21 protein-coding genes and 1 other annotated feature are annotated in these 18,023 nt (G+C 52.4%); of the genes, 6 read left to right on the top strand and 15 right to left on the bottom strand.

Translation table 11 applies throughout. From position 1 onward, the window contains the following. Positions 1-306: 306 nt before the first annotated feature. The 13 genes from btuD to QOL81_RS16025 form a co-directional block, all read right to left on the bottom strand. Positions 307-1,062, bottom strand: a complete 756-nt coding sequence (gene btuD, locus QOL81_RS16085; RefSeq protein ID WP_169318376.1) for a vitamin B12 ABC transporter ATP-binding protein BtuD — start codon at positions 1,060-1,062, stop codon at positions 307-309. Positions 1,063-1,067: 5 nt separating this feature from the next. Further along, positions 1,068-1,619 carry a glutathione peroxidase gene (locus tag QOL81_RS16080; protein WP_038871073.1) on the bottom strand — a complete coding sequence of 184 codons (552 nt, stop codon included), beginning with the start codon at positions 1,617-1,619 and terminating at the stop codon, positions 1,068-1,070. A gap of 45 nt (positions 1,620-1,664) precedes the next feature. Then, complete coding sequence (gene btuC / locus QOL81_RS16075; RefSeq protein WP_060419220.1) at positions 1,665-2,672, bottom strand: vitamin B12 ABC transporter permease BtuC; 1,008 nt, start codon at positions 2,670-2,672, stop codon at positions 1,665-1,667. A gap of 179 nt (positions 2,673-2,851) precedes the next feature. Next, positions 2,852-3,262, bottom strand: a complete 411-nt coding sequence (locus tag QOL81_RS16070) for a DUF2502 domain-containing protein (RefSeq protein ID WP_038871079.1) — start codon at positions 3,260-3,262, stop codon at positions 2,852-2,854. 553 nt (positions 3,263-3,815) lie between these two features. Then, positions 3,816-4,112 (bottom strand): integration host factor subunit alpha, encoded by a 297-nt coding sequence (gene ihfA / locus QOL81_RS16065; protein ID WP_004931414.1) that lies wholly within the window; start codon positions 4,110-4,112, stop codon positions 3,816-3,818. Positions 4,113-4,116: 4 nt separating this feature from the next. After that, entirely contained in the window at positions 4,117-6,504 is a 2,388-nt protein-coding gene (gene pheT / locus QOL81_RS16060; protein ID WP_197757645.1) for a phenylalanine--tRNA ligase subunit beta, read from the bottom strand. Positions 6,505-6,518: 14 nt separating this feature from the next. Then, positions 6,519-7,502: a phenylalanine--tRNA ligase subunit alpha gene (gene pheS / locus QOL81_RS16055; protein ID WP_004931416.1), complete on the bottom strand. Its 984-nt coding sequence runs from the start codon at positions 7,500-7,502 to the stop codon at positions 6,519-6,521. A gap of 187 nt (positions 7,503-7,689) precedes the next feature. Then, positions 7,690-7,812: a sequence feature (Phe leader region), on the bottom strand. Continuing rightward, the gene (gene pheM, locus QOL81_RS16050) at positions 7,764-7,808 is read right to left on the bottom strand and encodes a pheST operon leader peptide PheM (RefSeq protein WP_121626058.1); all 45 of its coding nucleotides are present in this window, start codon (positions 7,806-7,808) and stop codon (positions 7,764-7,766) included. Its footprint overlaps the feature before it by 45 nt. A gap of 113 nt (positions 7,813-7,925) precedes the next feature. Then, entirely contained in the window at positions 7,926-8,282 is a 357-nt protein-coding gene (gene rplT / locus QOL81_RS16045) for a 50S ribosomal protein L20 (RefSeq protein WP_004931417.1), read from the bottom strand. 43 nt (positions 8,283-8,325) lie between these two features. Then, positions 8,326-8,523 (bottom strand): 50S ribosomal protein L35, encoded by a 198-nt coding sequence (gene rpmI, locus QOL81_RS16040; RefSeq protein ID WP_004931418.1) that lies wholly within the window; start codon positions 8,521-8,523, stop codon positions 8,326-8,328. 98 nt (positions 8,524-8,621) lie between these two features. Further along, positions 8,622-9,173, bottom strand: a complete 552-nt coding sequence (gene infC / locus QOL81_RS16035; RefSeq protein WP_048233542.1) for a translation initiation factor IF-3 — start codon at positions 9,171-9,173, stop codon at positions 8,622-8,624. 3 nt (positions 9,174-9,176) lie between these two features. After that, on the bottom strand, positions 9,177-11,105 hold the full coding sequence (gene thrS / locus QOL81_RS16030) for a threonine--tRNA ligase (RefSeq protein ID WP_141969159.1): 1,929 nt from the start codon (positions 11,103-11,105) through the stop codon (positions 9,177-9,179). 435 nt (positions 11,106-11,540) lie between these two features. Then, positions 11,541-12,368: a hypothetical protein gene (locus QOL81_RS16025; protein WP_283439927.1), complete on the bottom strand. Its 828-nt coding sequence runs from the start codon at positions 12,366-12,368 to the stop codon at positions 11,541-11,543. Positions 12,369-12,884: 516 nt separating this feature from the next. Between QOL81_RS16025 and QOL81_RS16020 the strand changes: the two genes are divergently transcribed. The 5 genes from QOL81_RS16020 (at position 12,885) to QOL81_RS16000 (ending at position 16,275) form a co-directional block, all read left to right on the top strand. Beyond that, positions 12,885-13,058, top strand: a complete 174-nt coding sequence (locus QOL81_RS16020) for a hypothetical protein (RefSeq protein WP_197658840.1) — start codon at positions 12,885-12,887, stop codon at positions 13,056-13,058. A 37-nt stretch (positions 13,059-13,095) separates the two neighbouring features. Then, on the top strand, positions 13,096-13,359 hold the full coding sequence (locus QOL81_RS16015; protein ID WP_197658798.1) for an XRE family transcriptional regulator: 264 nt from the start codon (positions 13,096-13,098) through the stop codon (positions 13,357-13,359). A 78-nt stretch (positions 13,360-13,437) separates the two neighbouring features. Next, a complete protein-coding gene (locus tag QOL81_RS16010; RefSeq protein ID WP_197658797.1) occupies positions 13,438-13,791 on the top strand; it encodes a GtrA family protein in 354 nt (117 codons plus the stop codon). A 1-nt stretch (position 13,792) separates the two neighbouring features. Continuing rightward, positions 13,793-14,722: a glycosyltransferase family 2 protein gene (locus tag QOL81_RS16005; RefSeq protein ID WP_197658796.1), complete on the top strand. Its 930-nt coding sequence runs from the start codon at positions 13,793-13,795 to the stop codon at positions 14,720-14,722. Positions 14,723-14,760: 38 nt separating this feature from the next. After that, positions 14,761-16,275, top strand: coding sequence for a glucosyltransferase domain-containing protein (locus QOL81_RS16000; protein ID WP_283439926.1), 1,515 nt, complete (start codon positions 14,761-14,763; stop codon positions 16,273-16,275). 33 nt (positions 16,276-16,308) lie between these two features. On the opposite strand, the gene QOL81_RS15995 is transcribed toward QOL81_RS16000, so the two are convergent. Both QOL81_RS15995 and QOL81_RS15990 read right to left on the bottom strand, forming a co-directional pair. Beyond that, positions 16,309-16,821 (bottom strand): tyrosine-type recombinase/integrase, encoded by a 513-nt coding sequence (locus tag QOL81_RS15995; protein WP_197757637.1) that lies wholly within the window; start codon positions 16,819-16,821, stop codon positions 16,309-16,311. A gap of 72 nt (positions 16,822-16,893) precedes the next feature. Next, the gene (locus tag QOL81_RS15990; RefSeq protein WP_197653404.1) at positions 16,894-17,517 is read right to left on the bottom strand and encodes a hypothetical protein; all 624 of its coding nucleotides are present in this window, start codon (positions 17,515-17,517) and stop codon (positions 16,894-16,896) included. Positions 17,518-17,773: 256 nt separating this feature from the next. On the opposite strand from QOL81_RS15990, the gene QOL81_RS15985 reads away from it, so the two are divergent. After that, on the top strand, positions 17,774-17,962 hold the full coding sequence (locus tag QOL81_RS15985; RefSeq protein ID WP_047727675.1) for a hypothetical protein: 189 nt from the start codon (positions 17,774-17,776) through the stop codon (positions 17,960-17,962). The last annotated feature ends 61 nt before the right edge of the window (positions 17,963-18,023 follow it).

The following is an 18,023-nucleotide window of genomic DNA, read 5'->3' as shown; positions in this document are numbered from 1 at the left end:
TTAACTGCCAATGTAAGGCCGCAAGCTTAACTAAACCTTAAGACGAGACTTGTCATCAGTGGGTCAACTGATTGGTGGGTGCCGCCATCATCTATTTAAAATCATTATTAAAATCAATTTCTTATATTTATTAATAATTATTTACGTATTTTATTTTTGCCGAATCAAGCGTAGCACGTCATCGACGTTTTTCAAGAAAATCGATAAGAAAGTGAGAGGCAGCCCAATATTAACCGATGATTACCCGGCTATTTATATTCACTACGTTTAGTGTTCGTTTACGTTACGCTCCGCCGCCGCCGCGACTCAAGCCGTGCGGGTCATGATCCAACGCTGGTCCCCCACCCATTGCAGGTGGAAGTCCACTTCATAGATCTGCGACAGCAGCGCGGGTGCCATCACCTCACGCGTGGCCCCCTGTGCCACCAGCCGCCCGGCGTGCAGCAACCAAACCCGATCGGCCTGCTGTAAGGTATGATTCAGATCGTGCGCGCACACCAGCGCGCTGCGCCCGCTCTGGCAAAATTCCCGCAGCAGGCGATCCAGCGCGACTTTCTGCGCCACGTCCAGGCTGTTGGTCGGCTCATCCAGCAACAACAGCTGACTGTGCGGATTGACGCTGGGCCACACCTGCAGCAACACCGCCGCCAGCCGCACCCGCTGCCATTCGCCACCGGAGAGCTGCGTCAGCATGCGTGACAGCTTATCCACCAGCTTCAGCCGCTGGCACAAATAGAGAATGGCGTGTTCCACATCGGTTTGCGCCGCTGCCGCTGGCCGGTGCAAGGCCAAATACTGGAACACCGGCATCAGCGACACCGGCGGCTGTTGCTGGCTGAGATAGCCGCGCCGGCATGCCAGCGCGTTACCCGGATAATCGGCCAGCGCGCGCCCGTCCAGGCGAACCTCGCCCAGCCCCGGCAGCATGCCGGCCACCCGCGCCAGCAAGGTACTCTTCCCGGCGCCGTTTGGGCCGATCAGATGAACCTGCAACCCGCCTTCAATCCGTGCCGAAAAAGGCGCCAGGCGCCCCGCCACCCCAACCTCGACGAGTTGCAGCATCCGTCTTATCCTGCCAGCGCTTGTTTTACCGCCGCCACCAGCGCCGGATCTTCCGGCGTGGTGTCAGGCGAGAAGCGTTGGATCACCGTGCCGTCGCGCGCGACGAGGAACTTCTCGAAGTTCCACAGAATATCGCCGGCGTGCTTCGGCGCCCGCCCTTTGCTGGTCATCCGCGCCAGGAACTCGCTGCCCTCCGGTGCGACAGCATCCGGCTGCGCGGCAATCAGCGCCTGGTACAGCGGATGCCGATGTTCGCCGTTCACCTCAATCTTGGCGAACATCGGGAATTGCACGCCGAAGGTGCCGCGGCAAAACGCCAGGATCTCTTCGTTGCTTCCCGGCTCCTGGCCCAGGAATTCATTGGACGGGAATCCCAAAACTTCCAGTCCCCGATCGCGATAGGTTTCGTACAGCGCTTCCAGCCCTTCATATTGCTTGGTCAGACCGCACTCCGAGGCCACGTTGACCACCAGCAGCACCTTACCCTGGTAGGCGCCCAGCGTGGTCGCCTGATTTTCGATGGTGTGTAACGGCAGGTTGTAGATTGGCTTGCTCATCGGTTGTCATCCTTTGGTTTTTTAATGGCAGGTGAATGAAGAAAACTACCTTACGCCCTTTGTTCGGGTCAGTAACCAGATAAATAGCGGCGCCCCCAGCGTGGCGGTCACCACGCCGATCGGCAGCTCGGCCGCCAGCAGCGCAACGCGGGCGATCACATCGGCCACCAGCAACACCCCGGCTCCCGCCAGCGCGCAGGCCGGCAGCAGATAGCGCTGATCGGTCAGGCCGGTGAGCCGCAAAATATGCGGGATCACCAACCCAACAAAGCCAATCACTCCGGCGAGCGCCACGCTGACGCCGACCAACCAGCCGATCGCCAGCACCAGCAAATTACGCCACAGATGCAGCGACAGCCCAAGTTGCCGCGCCTGTACCTCGCCCAGCGCCATCAGGTTGAGCGCTCTGCCCTGGCCGCACAGCCACAGCAGCACCGGCAGCAGCGCCAGCACCAGCCACTTTTGCCGCCAGTCCACGCCGCCGAAACCGCCCATCATCCAGTACATCAGTTGCCGCAGATCGAGGCTGGTGCTGAAATAGACCGCCCAGGTCATCAGCGCGCTGCACACGATGCCCAGCGCCACGCCAACCAGCAACAGCCGTGCATTGGTCAGGCGCCGACGCCGAGCGAAGCCCAGCAGCAAAAAGGTCATCGCCAGCGCACCGGCTATCGCGGCGGCGCTCATCAGCGCCACCGGCAACAAACCGTGCCCCAACAGCACCGTCAACACCAGCGCGACGCCGGCGCCGTTAGCCACCCCCAGCAGACCGGGCTCCGCCAGCGGGTTTTCAAACAGCGCCTGCATCACCGCGCCTGCCACCGCCAGGGCGGCGCCGACCAGCATCACCGCCAGCGCGCGCGGTAAACGCAGTTGCCAAACGAACAACTGCGCCCGATCGCTGAACCACGCTGACGGCCATATCCATTGGTCACCGGCGCAGAGGCTGAACAGCAACGCCACCGCCACGCCCAGCGCCAGCAGAGTGACCTGGCGCTTATCGCGGTAGCGCTGATGTTGCAACAGTAAGGTGAAAGTACGGCTGGTTGGCATGGCGCGGCGGTTCCCTGCCGGCCGCTGTCGTGGCCGGATAATTGACGTCTGAGTCGAATATTAGGGGGTTAACGCCGCAAGGGGAAGCCTTGCGTAGGCGATGGCGCAGGAAAGCAGCGGCTGGCCCTGCCCGTCATCACCATGATGATGGCAAAACCAGCCGCCGATAAACTCAGGGATTAACGATGCGGGCCGGCGTTGCCCGGTGGATAAGGCTGACCGCGGCCGTCATCGCGCCGGTCATGGTCACCCCGATCGTCATGACGGCGGTCGCGATTATCGCGATCGCCATGGAACGGATTGCCGCTGCGCTCCGGCTCGCGATGCTCATAACCACGCGGCGGCGAAGGTTGCCAGCGTCCGCCGTCCCAGTACAAACCGCGCGCATTGCGCTCACCCAGACCGCGGCCCTGGTGCGCATGCCACCACTGCGGTGGACGCCAGTCGTAGCCATCCCAGTAGTAGCCGCGACGGTCCTGATCCCCCAGATGCAGGGAAACGCCCGGCACGTTGATATCGACGGACACATCGGCCTGCGCCGCCAGCGGCAGCAACAGCGGGAAACACACCAGCAACAGGATCTTTTTCATTTTACCTTCTCACTCTATTTTTCTTGCTGCAGTGGTTATATCAGCGTGCTTATTTAACGACTATCTCATCGATGCCTATTTTCAGATCGTTTTCGACGGCCTTACACAATCCCTACACTGTTTGCCGCCGCCTTTAATTATCATAACCACTGACAAGGTTTAACGAATAACTGACGTCTCTCAGACCGCAAGACAATTATAATTAAATGGATTCCCACCGGAGGATAATAAGATGATTAAACGTATCGGTATGTTGCTGGCCGTTGTGGCCCTGGCCTCAAGCCTCAGCGCCTGCTGCTGGGGCCCGCACTGGGGTGGAGGCCACCGCGGCGACGGCCCAGGCCATTATTATGGCCGTTATTGAAATGACAAATAAGGCCACCCATCAAATGAAATAAGATATAAGAATATTCCGCAAATAAGATTAAATAAATTTTCGCCGTAGTGCTTTAATGAATAAATTTAATTCTTACATTGCCCATTAGGAATAAACTGAATTTTCCCAAAAAAAAGAAAAAGGCCGCGCAAGCGGCCTTTTTTGATGTCACGTCACTCACCCTTTCGGGCTGGCGTTTTCTACCCGGCTTTTCAGCTTCTGCCCCGGACGGAAGGTCACCACGCGGCGCGCCGTAATCGGAATGTCTTCGCCGGTCTTCGGGTTACGCCCCGGACGTTGGTTCTTGTCACGCAGATCAAAGTTGCCAAAACCCGACAGTTTTACCTGTTCGCCATTCTCAAGGGCCCGACGGACCTCTTCAAAGAACAGTTCCACCAGGTCTTTGGCGTCCCGTTTGCTAAGCCCAAGCTTCTCAAACAGGTGTTCTGACATTTCAGCTTTAGTAAGCGCCATAGGTTCAATCCCTCAAGGATGCTTGGAATCGCTGTTTTAGAGCCTCTACGCATTTTGCAACGGTAGCGGCTATCTCCTCTTCTTCCAGTGTACGAGCGGTATCCTGCAATACCAGACTGATAGCCAGGCTCTTGTCACCTTCTGCCACGCCCTTGCCACGGTACACGTCAAACAAGTTTACGCCAACTACCTGATTTGCGCCAACTTTCTTACACTCGGCCAAAATATCTTCTGCGGGGACGTTTTCAGCCACCACAACGGCGATATCACGGCGGTTTGCCGGGAAGCGCGAAATCTCCCGCGCCTGAGGCACGGCGCGGCTCGCAAGCTTGTTCCACTCCAGTTCAAACACCACGGTGCGGCCGTTAAGATCCAGTTTACGTTCAAGTTCCGGGTGAACCACACCAATGAAACCTACGCGTTCGCCGTGCAAATAAATCGCCGCACTTTGCCCTGGATGCAGGGCCGGATTGGCTTCCGCCCGGAACTGAATTTCGGATAATTTACCGGTCAGCTCGAGGACAGACTCCAGATCCCCTTTTAAATCATAGAAGTCGACGGGCTTGCGCGCCAGATCCCAATGCTCATCGTGCGTATGGCCAGCGATCACGCCTGCCAGCATGACATCCTGACGGATACCCAGATCTGCCGCACTATCAGGCACAAAGCGCAGGCCGCTTTCGAACAGGCGCAGGCGCGTCTGCTGGCGGTTCTGGTTATACACCACCGCAGACAGCAGGCCGGTCCACAGCGACAGACGCATCGCCGACATCTCGACCGAAATCGGGCTCGGCAGGATCAGCGCTTCTTCATTCGGATGCAGCAATGCCTGCACTTTCGGATCGACGAAGCTGTAGGTGATCGCTTCCTGGTAGCCGTGATCGACCAGCATGGTCTTCACGCGCTTGAGCGTCAGATCGGCTTCGCGATGCTGGGTCATCACCAGATCGGCACGAACCGGCACATCCGGGATGTTGTCGTAGCCGTAAATGCGCGCCACTTCTTCCACCAGGTCCTCTTCGATCTCCATATCGAAACGCCAGCTCGGCGCGACCGCTTGCCAGCTGTCGCCCTGTTCGGTTACCTGGCAACCCAAGCGGCGCAGAATGTCGCTAACCTGCTCGCTCGGCACCACGTGGCCGATCAGGCGATCCAGCTTCTCGCGGCGCAGCGTGATGGTAGCGCGCTTCGGCAGTTCGTTTTCATCGGTCACGTCGATAACCGGGCCGGCCTGACCGCCGCAGATGTCGAGCAGCAGGCGCGTGGCGCGCTCCATCGCTTTGTACTGCAGCGCCGGATCGACGCCGCGCTCATAGCGGTGAGAAGCATCGGTGTGCAGGCCGTGACGGCGTGCGCGACCGGTGATCGACAGCGGGCTGAAGAAGGCGCACTCCAGCAGCACGTCCTGAGTTTCCCCGTTGACGCCGGAATGCTCGCCGCCGAAGATACCACCCATCGCCAGCGCTTTTTGATGATCGGCGATCACTAAGGTGTCGGCGTTCAGTTTGGCTTCGTTGCCGTCCAGCAGTGTCAAGGTTTCCCCTTCTTCCGCCATGCGCACCACGATGCCGCCGTCGATGCGGCTCAGATCGAAGGCGTGCATCGGTTGGCCAAGCTCCAGCAGCACATAGTTGGTGACGTCAACCACGGCATCGATAGAACGGATACCGCAGCGACGCAGTTTTTCACGCATCCACAGCGGGGTTGGCGCCTTGACGTCGATGCCTTTCACTACGCGGCCCAGATAGCGTGGGCACGCCTGCGCCGCGTCAACGCGGATCGGCAGCGTGGCGTCGATGGTGGCGGCTACCGGGCTCATGTCCGGCTCGGTCAGCGCAACCTGGTTCAGTACGCCCACGTCGCGCGCAACGCCGATGATGCCCAGGCAGTCGGCGCGGTTCGGCGTGACGCTGATCTCGATGGTGTTGTCGTTCAGTTTCAGATAGTCGCGGATGTCGGTGCCGATCGGCGCATCCAGCGGCAGCTCAATGATACCGTCATGATCGTCGGAAATGCCCAGCTCGGAGAACGAGCACAGCATGCCTTCCGAAGGTTCGCCGCGCAGCTTGGCGGCCTTGATTTTGAAATCGCCCGGCAGCACCGCGCCCACGGTGGCGACCGCCACTTTCAGGCCGGTACGGCAGTTTGGCGCGCCGCAGACGATGTCGAGCAGGCGATCGCCGCCTACGTTAACCTTGGTGACGCGCAGTTTGTCGGCGTTCGGGTGCTGGCCGCACTCGACCACCTCGCCCACGACGACGCCGTTAAACGCGCCGGCAACCGGATCCACGCCGTCCACTTCCAGGCCGGCCATGGTGATTTGATCGGATAATGCTTCGCTGCTGATGGCCGGGTTTACCCACTCGCGCAACCAGAGTTCACTGAATTTCATGTGATATTCCCGCCTTACTTAAACTGTTTGAGGAAACGCAGATCGTTTTCGAAGAATGCGCGCAGGTCGGTGACGCCGTAACGCAGCATCGTCAGGCGCTCCATGCCCATGCCGAAGGCGAAGCCGGAGTAAACTTCCGGATCGATGCCCACGTTGCGCAGCACGTTCGGATGCACCATGCCGCAGCCCAGCACTTCCAGCCACTTGCCGTTCTTGCCCATCACGTCCACTTCAGCGGACGGCTCGGTGAACGGGAAGTAGGACGGACGGAAACGAACCTGCAGATCTTCTTCAAAGAAGTTGTTCAGGAAATCGTGCAGCGTGCCTTTCAGGTTGGTGAAGCTGATGTCTTTATCGACGATCAGCCCTTCCATCTGGTGGAACATCGGGGTGTGCGTCTGATCGTAGTCGTTACGATAAACGCGGCCCGGCGCAATGATGCGGATCGGCGGCTGCTGGTTCTTCATGGTGCGGATCTGCACGCCTGAAGTCTGGGTGCGCAGCAGGCGCGTGGCGTCGAACCAGAAGGTGTCGTGGTCGGCGCGCGCCGGGTGATGCCCTGGAATGTTCAGCGCGTCGAAGTTATGGTAATCGTCTTCAATTTCCGGGCCGGTGGCAACGGAGAAGCCCAGCTCGCCGAAGAAGGTTTCGATACGGTCGATGGTGCGGGTCACCGGATGCAGGCCGCCGTTCTCCATGCGACGGCCCGGCAGGGACACGTCGATGGTTTCAGCCGCCAGGCGCGCGTTCAGCGCGGCGCTTTCCAGCGCGTTCTTACGCGCGTTCAGCGCGTCTTGCACCTCTTGCTTGGCCTGGTTGATCACCGCGCCGGCCGCCGGACGGTCTTCCGCCGGTACGTCGCGCAGAGACTGCATCTGCAAGGTGAAATGACCTTTCTTGCCAAAATATTCGACGCGTACCAAATCTAACGCGGCAACATCCTGGGCATCTTCTACGGCTGCCTTGGCATTGGCAACCAGCTCTGCGAGATGTGGCATTGCTTTCCTCTTCCTCTGGCCGGGATGGCCCTAAGTAATTGTTATCTATTATTCGAACACGCCTTTGAGCAATCTTCAAAGACTTTTCAATACGTTGCCGGCCAGGCGACTCACCAGCGAGGCACAAGGCTCGCTCAACGCCTGCCGCTCTCACCGCAACGCTTTGCAAGGCGGGACGATGGCCAAAAACAAAAAAGCCTCCACGAGGGAGGCTTAGGCGCTACTTTTCGTTTCTTTTCTTACGCGCAAAGCCTCCTGAAATCAGGCGCTAAAGTAAAAAAAGAAACGAAAAATAGCTGCGTGCATGATTGCGGTACCTTGTCGATGATTGCCCACCAGTGATATAGCGGCGGCCAATAAAAGTCAATATTTGTCGCTGAAAACAAAGATTAAAAGAGGGAGCAAGCTCCCTCTTCTACTGACTTACGCCAGAGCTGCTTTCGCTTTCTCAACCAGTGCGCCGAAGGCCACTTTGTCGAAGACTGCGATGTCAGCCAGGATCTTACGGTCAATTTCGATCGACGCTTTTTTCAAGCCGTTGATGAACTTGCTGTAAGACAGACCGTTCTGACGAGCAGCTGCGTTGATACGTGCAATCCACAGCTGACGGAACTGACGCTTACGTTGACGACGGTCACGGTAAGCATACTGGCCTGCTTTGATTACTGCCTGGAAGGCAACACGATATACGCGCGAACGGGCACCGTAGTAACCTTTCGCCTGCTTCATAATTTTCTTGTGACGTGCGCGTGCAATTACACCACGTTTTACGCGAGCCATATGCTCTCTCCTAAAGTCTTATTCTAAATTCAAAAAAAATGGCTTATGCGTACGGCAGGCACGCGGTAACCAGGACCAGATCGTTTTTAGACACCATGCCTTTCGGACGCAGGTGACGTTTACGCTTGGTTGCTTTTTTGGTCAGAATATGACGCAGGTTGGCATGTTTACGCTTAAAACCACCGCTGCCGGTTTTTTTGAAGCGCTTGGCTGCACCACGTACAGTTTTAATCTTTGGCATTTTAATTAAATCCACTTCGCATTGTTAAACAACGAATCAGTTGGGCGAATAAAACCCACACAGCGCAAGCGCCACGCGGGTTCCATTACTTGTAAGCCTTACTGTTTCTTCTTAGGAGCGAGCACCATAATCATCTGGCGGCCTTCGATCTTCGTAGGGAAGGATTCGACCACTGCCAGATCCATATCTTCACACAGGTCTTTACGGACGCGGTTAAGCACTTCCATACCGATCTGCTGGTGCGCCATCTCACGCCCACGGAAACGCAGGGTGATTTTGGCTTTATCGCCATCTTCCAGAAAGCGAATCAGGTTGCGTAGTTTGACCTGATAGTCGCCATCATCGGTGCCAGGACGGAATTTGATTTCCTTAACCTGGATAACTTTTTGCTTCTTCTTCTGTTCTTTCGTCGACTTGCTCTTCTCGTAGAGGAATTTGCCGTAATCCATGATTCGGCAAACTGGCGGTTCGGCATTTGGGCTGATTTCTACTAAATCAACGCCCGCTTCCTCAGCTTTTTCAAGAGCTTCATTCAGACTGACAATACCAATCTGCTCGCCATCGACGCCGGTTAGGCGAACTTCTTGCGCGCGAATTTCTCTGTTAATGCGATTAGGACGCGCCGGTTGAACTCGTTTTCCGCCTTTAATACTTTATTCCTCCAGTTGATGAAGACTACGGCTGCGAATCTCTTTCAGCAGCTTGTCTACGACTTCGTTTACGTCCAGGCTTCCCAAGTCTTTGCCACGGCGGGTACGAACGGCAACTTTGCCTGCTTCGACCTCTTTGTCGCCGCACACCAACATGTAAGGGACTCGACGTAAAGTATGTTCGCGAATTTTAAAGCCAATCTTCTCATTTCTCAAGTCCGCTTTCACGCGAATACCTGCATCCTGCAGTTTTTTGGTCAATTGCTGGACGTAATCAGACTGGCTGTCGGTGATATTCATCACCACCACCTGCACCGGGGCGATCCAGGTCGGGTAGAACCCGGCGTATTCTTCGGTCAGGATACCGATGAAGCGTTCCATGGAGCCCAAAATGGCGCGGTGAATCATTACCGGCACGACGCGATCGTTGTTTTCGCCAACGTACGAGGCGCCCAAACGGCCCGGCAAGAAGAAATCGAGCTGCACGGTACCACATTGCCATGCGCGATCCAAACAATCATGCAGGGTAAATTCAATTTTCGGTCCGTAGAAGGCCCCCTCACCCGGCTGATATTCAAACGGAATGCCGTTCTCGGTCAGCGCGGCGGCCAGGTCTTCTTCCGCACGGGTCCACATGTCGTCGGTGCCGATGCGCTTTTCCGGACGCGTAGACAGCTTGACGGCGATCTTGTCGAAGCCGAAAGTGCCGTACACGTCATAGACCATGCGGATGCATTCGTTCACTTCGGCGCGCACCTGCTCTTCGGTACAGAAGATGTGGGCGTCATCCTGAGTGAAGCCACGCACGCGCATCAGGCCGTGCAGGGAACCCGATGGCTCGTTGCGGTGGCAGCTGCCGAACTCGCCCATGCGCAGCGGCAAATCGCGGTACGACTTCAGGCCCTGGTTGAAGATCTGCACGTGACCCGGGCAGTTCATCGGCTTGATGCAGTATTCGCGGTTTTCCGACGCGGTGGTGAACATGGCGTCTTTGTAGTTTTCCCAGTGGCCGGTTTTTTCCCACAGCACGCGGTCCATCATGAACGGGCCTTTCACTTCCTGGTACTGATACTCTTTGAGCTTCATGCGCACGAAGGCTTCCAGCTCGCGGAAAATCGTCCAACCGTCGTTGTGCCAGAACACCATGCCCGGCGCTTCTTCCTGCATGTGATACAGGTCGAGCTGTTTGCCGATCTTGCGGTGATCGCGCTTGGCCGCTTCTTCCAGGCGCTGCAGGTAGGCGTTCAGCTGCTTCTTGTCTGCCCAGGCGGTGCCGTAGATACGCTGCAGCATTTTGTTTTTGCTGTCGCCGCGCCAGTAAGCGCCAGAGGTTTTCTGCAGCTTGAAATGGTGGCAGAAACGCATGTTCGGCACGTGCGGGCCACGGCACATGTCGACGTATTCTTCGTGGTGATACAGGCCAGGACGATCGTCATGGCTGATGTTCTCATCCAGGATCGCCACTTTGTAGACTTCGCCGCGCTCAGCGAAGGTGTCGCGGGCTTCTTGCCAGCTGACCTTCTTCTTGATGACGTCGTAATCCTTATCGGCCAACTCGTGCATCCGCTTTTCCAGCAGATCCAGGTCTTCCTGCGTCAGGGTGCGGTCGATATCCACGTCATAATAGAAACCGTTGTCGATCACCGGACCGATCGCCATTTTGGTATCCGGCCACAGCTGCTTGATCGCATGACCCAGCAGGTGCGCGCAGGAGTGGCGCATGATTTCCAGACCGTCTTCATCTTTGATGGTGATGATGGCCAGCTGCGCATCTGATTCGATCAGATCGCCGGCATCAACCAGCTCGCCGTTGACGCGGCCGGCAATACAGGCTTTCGCCAGGCCAGGGCCGATATCGCGCGCGACATCCATCGGGGAAACGGGGTGGTCGAAATGACGCTGACTACCGTCAGGAAGAGTAATAACAGGCATTAATAATTCCTTATCTACAGTGGTGACCCACACGACAGATCACATGAAGAAATACAATATTGTTTAACTACATGATGTTATCGACGCTATCCAGCTTTACCCTGCCAGATATGTACACTCATATGTACACAATTTGAAACGTACTATGTTGTTACGCCATAACGGAAAGGTGATTGTATCACCATGATAAGTGAAACGGCTAGGAACGATGTGGGCTACCATTACTGCATACCCACCAGCCGAGCAGGATAATGGGCAGCATCACCCTCGCCGGCCGGCAGATATTCATTCTCAACGAAAACGACAGATACCCTAAACCGCACCAGAAAAGCAAATCCAAGCAAATTCTGATTTAATTATGCGGGATTCAGCGAGTTATTGCGTGTTAAACGACCGCCGCATCTCCTCCGTATCCACGTGGGACTCATCGCATCGTTATCCCATGGATTTTGTATCCCAGAAAAAACCCAGGCACCTGGTGAGCGTTGATGGAATATCTACGCCGGCAGCAGCATCAACATATACTGAGAATTCAACGCGAACGTAATCACCCGCTTTCACGCCATTCAGCAAGATTTGCACGATACCATCTTTGCTACCGCCAACCGGCGGCCGTATTGCTGGAACTGCAGCCTTGGCCCCATGCTGAGAAATTTGCTGCACGGCAGTTGGCAGATCGGCAATAGGAGTCCATACGCCTGATCCGGTAAAAACTGGCTGCAGCTGCAACGCAGGATCGCCAGAAGGATTGAACGCGATATTCGGCGCATTACCCTCTATGCGATCGTTGAGTGCCGGGTCGCACGCTGGACTATCAAGGATTGCCCGAATTCGCTGACCGGCGACCGCAAGAGCGAATCCGAATACATAAAAGGTCGTCACCTTACTTTGCTGGCGAACACCCATCGAAATTCGGCGTGGTTTACCATCGGTGTAAGGGTAAATCGCTTTGACTTTAAAAAGGTTTTCTGACAAGCGCTGGATAACTTCAGGCCGGATAGTTGTATACGACCCGTCTTCGGTGATGAAGAACACAGCCGCATTACTGATCTCTGCCTGGGCCGTCGCCCCCGCGCCAGGCTTAACGTCAACATTGAACTGTGCCGCTGCCCATTGGCCTTTGGACACTGTCGCATCGCGTACGGGTTCAACCAGATAATCAACGTAGCCAGAACTCACTGGAGGCGCCAGCAGACATTGAATCGCGCGTTTCTCAGTAAGCACCGAGACAACGGTCGCATCTGAAATGCTGGATACCAGCACGAACGGCGCAACGCCAGTTCGCAGACGCGGGAGTTGATAATTCGGATCGGCGTAACCGTTATAAAGAATATTTGGCGCTACTACACCGAGAAAGTTTTGATAATCGGAGAACGAAGCATCACCACCGCCCCCGTTGTATTACGCTCTGAGATTGCCATTTTTGGCATGGCAATTTCACATTCTGTTTTACTCGCCGCACGCTGCTAGCAGCCAAAATAAATGGCAGTCGCATTACCTGTGCCGGTTCCCAAAACGGCAAATGTAATCGTCAGTCTGGAAATACCTTTTCCGATGTCTTCGCCCCTCATGCAGCGGTCGCTGCCGGCTGCGTCAGGAATAACCCGGGTGAACACAAGTTCAAGGTTCCCACGATATAGCATCGAAACAGCAACGTTTCCACCGCCATGAACAAAACTAATATCCTGCTTTTAACGTTGACAACTAGCACCAATGGGGCTAATATTTATTACATGAGGTAGCGGAAAGGCCGCAGCCCACCCCCGAAAGGAAGACGAAATGACAAATGACATGACCACCGTAGAGCTTGAAAAGTTTCACACTGAAATCGCAAAGCTGATGGCCGAAACGGCGAAGATTAACCGGGAAACAATGTGGTATCCCGTAGCCATCGCAACAGGTCTAATCGGTGCAGTGGCCACAGTAACAACCATTATCATAAAATTTATTTAACAAGAAGCCCCGCAAGGGGCTTTTTAGCAGGTGACCAATGAGATTAATAAACGAGTACACCCCACCGACCACAGCAGATCTAGAGCGTCTGAAATCGGAACTGGGTTACACAGGCAATCAAATGGCGGACATAGCTGGCGTTGCCAGTAACAGCCAGTGGCGCAAGTATACCGGTGGAGTTGAGCCGCGTGCGATGTCGCCGCACATACTGTTCTTCATGGCCGCGCAGCTTGCTTTAAGCAATGAAGAGTTAGATCGTGTTTTAAAAAAAATGGTAGATATCGGAGCAGTCATTAAATGATAAAAGACTATCTAGCTGGTACAGACAGATCTCGAGACAAACTCTAGAATTTTTTCTTGAATAGGTTAGGAGATTGTCATGCTGAAGCTAGTCAAAAGATACTTATCTGTAGGAATCATCAATACAATAATACACTGGACGGTGTTTATTGTTTTGCATCTGTCTGGAATAAACCAGTTACTGGCTAATTCGTCAGCATTTTTTGTGGCAGTCACATTTTCATTTTTTGCAAATGCACGCTGGACATTCAAAGCCGAAGCAACAAAAATTCGCTATATAATCTATGTGATATTTATGGGTGTAATGGCGGGCGCTGTTGGTTGGTCAGCGGATAATATCAATATAAAACCGATAATAACTCTAACTATATTTTCCATTATTAGTTTGATTTCTGGTTTTCTCTACTCCAAATTCATTGTATTCAGGAGATAAAATGAAGATTTCACTAATCGTACCCGTTTTTAATGAGGAAGACGCAATCCCTATCTTCTATCATGCCGTCAAAGAAAATCTTTCCCAATATAAAATAGAGATTCTATTTATTAATGATGGTAGCACAGATAAAACCGAAAGAATAATAAACTCAATTTCCCATACCGACCCTGATGTCAAGCCCATTAATTTTGTTAGGAATTTTGGTAAAGAAGCAGCTCTTCTTGCAGGTTTTGAACATGCCTCTGGTGATGCTGTGATTCCTATTGACGTTGACCTCCAAGACCCGATAGAAGTAATACCAAAACTAATAAACAAATGGTTAGAGGGATGGCCGATAGTTCTAGCAAAGCGCATAGATAGAAGTGCGGATAGTCATTTAAAAAGAAAAACCGCCGCTTGGTTCTATCACTTACATAATAAAATAAGCTCACCTAAAATCGAGGAAAACGTAGGAGATTTTCGGCTAATATCACGTGAAGCCGTTGAAAATATTAAACTATTACAAGAAAAGAATTTATTTATGAAAGGTATTCTTAGTTGGGTAGAAGGTGATGTGGCAATAATAGAGTATACCCGAAAACCTAGGGTTGCGGGGGAAAGTAAATTCAATGGTTGGAAACTATGGAATCTTGCCCTTGAAGGTCTAACCAGCTTCTCTACACTCCCGCTAAAGATTTGGACATACCTCGGATTCATCGTGGCATCCTTATCATTTATTTATGGCACATGGTTGGTTATAGACAAAATTATTTGGGGAAATCCAGTTGCTGGATATCCGTCCATAATTGTCTCCATTCTATTCCTGGGTGGCGTTCAACTAATAGGAATTGGCGTTCTTGGAGAATATATTGGCCGTATTTATATAGAAACAAAAGGCAGGCCTAGATACTTAGTAAAAAAAACGAAAAGCATCAGTAGAGACAACTAATTTCACAGTACTGATTAAAGTATAAAATGGGAAGTTCTATGAATATCTATAGCAAACATGAATCTAAATTCATGAACAATACATTCTTAACCGGATTTATTGTATCAATACTAGCTTGCTTATTAGTTTATGGATTCGAAATAACTCACTTCACACTTTCTATAGATGAGGAGTTTAAGAACAACATAAATCATACTGTTAGTATGGGCCGGTGGGGACACGCTTTTTTGAAAGCGTTCATATTCCCTGAACCTTTTGTTCCATTTTTCACAACAATTATATCTTTAGTTATCCTTTCTTTGTCTAGCGCAATGATATCATCCACTTTACAATTAAAGTTATCATCAGCCATCGTATTTTCAATTTTATACATAGGTTTACCTCAGTTCGCATACCAACTACAGTTTACAAATCAGTCTGACACGCTAGCGATTTCAATTCTACTATCAACATCATCAATTTATTTGATATCGCAAAAAAAAGATCGATTGAGATCGTTTGTCATTCCAATTATTTTGATATGCTCATCGATTTCAATATATCAATCAATTATATTTTTTCCAATCACACTATTTATTGCGCACATTATATTAGACCTTGTAAGGAACGGAAGAAGAAAAACATTACTACCTGATTCATTAAAATTTTCTTGTATTATGCTACTATCCGCAGCGTTATATTCATTTATAACAAGATTCATTCAATGGATTTACGGAAGCAAATCAGACTCGTACTTTTTCAATATGATTGGCTGGTTTAACTCCGATATTACTACCGCAGCTAAAAATACTTTTAGATTTATATTTTCATATCTTAGCTTTGATGCTCCCTATGGGATTAATACTTTTTCATTAGTCACACCTTTAATTATTGCAATTTTATTTTCAATAATCAGATCAAAAAACAAATTAGACCTCATGGCATTATTCGTTTTATTTATTTTATCCGGATTTGCTATGAATATCATCATTGGCGGTTTTTTGCCAGCCAGAGCAATGACATCCCTGCCATTGATATTTGCGTTTGTAGGCATGTTTTTTTGCGAGGTAATTAAATCAAAAACTATCAAAATCTTGTTACCTTTGCTCGTGCTATATTGTGGTTCAATCGCATCAAACGCACTATTTTATGCTGATTACATTTCGTTCAATAGAGACTATAGGATTTCCTCAAATATAATTTACGACATAGAAAAAAAAGAGGGAATTTCTCTATTAAAACCAACAAAAATATACTTCTTTGGTGGTCTGGAAATGCCTCCTATTGATAAACCTGAAAACTCTGATATGTTTGGTTCTTCCTTTCTTAATTGGGATGGAGGAAACTCAGCTAGAATAGCTGCATTCATGAACACTAATGAAATAGCTAACATAGCACCAGTCAAATATGACAGTGTCATTTCACACAAAAACAAAATATATGAAGCCCCCACATGGCCTTTAGATGGTTCGATCATGAAATTTGATGACATCATCGTAGTTAAGCTTGGAAATAACCCTGGGAGTTGTATTAATGGAGTGTATAAAAATATAGACCCCTCACGATGTCGCTAAAAACACGCTCCCCGCAATATCTGTGGGGAGCAATTATTCCATTGGTTCGGCTGCGTCCCCTGATAACCCTCTCACAAACGGCTGGCGCGCTTTTGAATTTTCCGCAGAAACGCGCCACGTTCTGTTTCTCACATCAAACTCGTCCTTCTTTGCCTTCCTTAGCTCAACTCCCCGACACCCTGTAACCAGTAACAATTTAATGAAGATCTTGTTCTGCCGAACAATCTGGGAACCTTCAAGAGCCAACCAAAAAGCACCAATTTCATCATCGCTGAAATACCGTTTAGCCACGCCAACAGTTTTTCCAACGTCGCTAATGCTCAATGCGGCGCTCGGATTAACGCGAATCTTCTCCGTTCTCAGGTAATACGAAAACACCTGCTTTGGCCTTGAAAGCATGATCCCAGCAAAGGTTTCCGCCCCATTCGTTCTCATCCTTTTGAAAACTGGCTGCCAGTGAGATATCTGCATTTCATCCACGATCATATCGCCGACATACGGGATTACATGCCGCTCAAATGCCCTCTCCCAATACTGCAATTTCACGAGACACTGAGCCTGAGCGCTGGCAGTCCAATGGGATAGACAGGCTTATTCCGGATAAATAAAGCGCCGCCCTCACGCTTTCGCGTCATCCGGCGCAAAAACGGTTTTCATGTAGCTCAGGGTGGCCAGCAGGCACAGGCCGTAGCCCAGCAGTTCACAGCCCTCTTCCACCATGTTTTTCACTACCCGGTTATAGCCGTCCAACATCAGCGTTTGCCACAGCGCGCTCATGCCGAACAGGCGGGAAAACACCAGAATGCACAGCAGGCCCGCGCACATCATGCCGTAGCCGGGATGCGTTACGAAATCGGCCAGGCCGCGCACCGTTGCCGCGATGTGCCTGGCGGCATGCCACAGGCAGACCAAGGCGATCGCCAGCGCGAACCACACCCACGCGCCGTGCCACAGCGCATCGAAGGCGAAGTCCATCTCGCGGATCAACATGCAGAGAAAGAAGCCGCCGACCAGCATCCAGGCGGAGCGGCGTTCAGCCTGTCGCCAGGCCGCGGCGAAAAAACCGCCGGCGATGGCGAGCAGCAACAGTTCCTGCGCCACTTCGGTCAGCGAGGTTTCATGCACGAAATTATGCAGCCAGTGTACGTCGATAAACACCAGGCCGACCAAGGCCGCCAAAAAAGCGCCGGAAAGCGCGAATGCGCCGATTTTCCCCAGTAAAAGTTTCAACTCGTCTTGCATAATCAGTCTCATTATCGTTTTAAAGCGCGCCTATGGTAGGCAGCTGAGCCTGCGGGGTGTAGCAATTGATGCGAAACATCGGCCTTTACCGGCCAACTGCGGCGAAAAAGGCCATAAAACACAAAAATTGCGCACCTTTTCCGAGCGCAGCGCATTTTTGTCATCGCCGCTCGGCGATATACCTGCTCCACGTGGCGATCTTCGCCGCCAGCCACTATCCTGATACCAGTCAGCTCCCACCGAGACCCATGCACATATGAACCGGTTACTCGCAGTCCTCGTCGTGCTATGCGCGGTATTAGCGACGCTGTATGGGCTGGTGCATTTTGGCGCGCGTTCAGTGCCGCGAGCGATTGCGGTCAATGAAGCGCCGCTGGGGTGTGAGGATGAACCGGAGCTCGCCGGCGAGTGCAATGGTGAAGAGGAAACGCCGGCCGACGGTTAATTAACCTTCCGAGCTATCCCCATTGCCGCCAGAGACACGGCAGGCTAGGCTGTTCAGCTCA

The sequence above is a fragment of the Serratia sp. CC22-02 genome (assembly GCF_900182895.1).
Taxonomy (GTDB): Bacteria; Pseudomonadota; Gammaproteobacteria; order Enterobacterales; family Enterobacteriaceae; genus Serratia; species Serratia nevei.
Note: the sequence above shows the minus strand (reverse complement) of the source record. Positions and strands in the feature narration are given on the sequence as shown.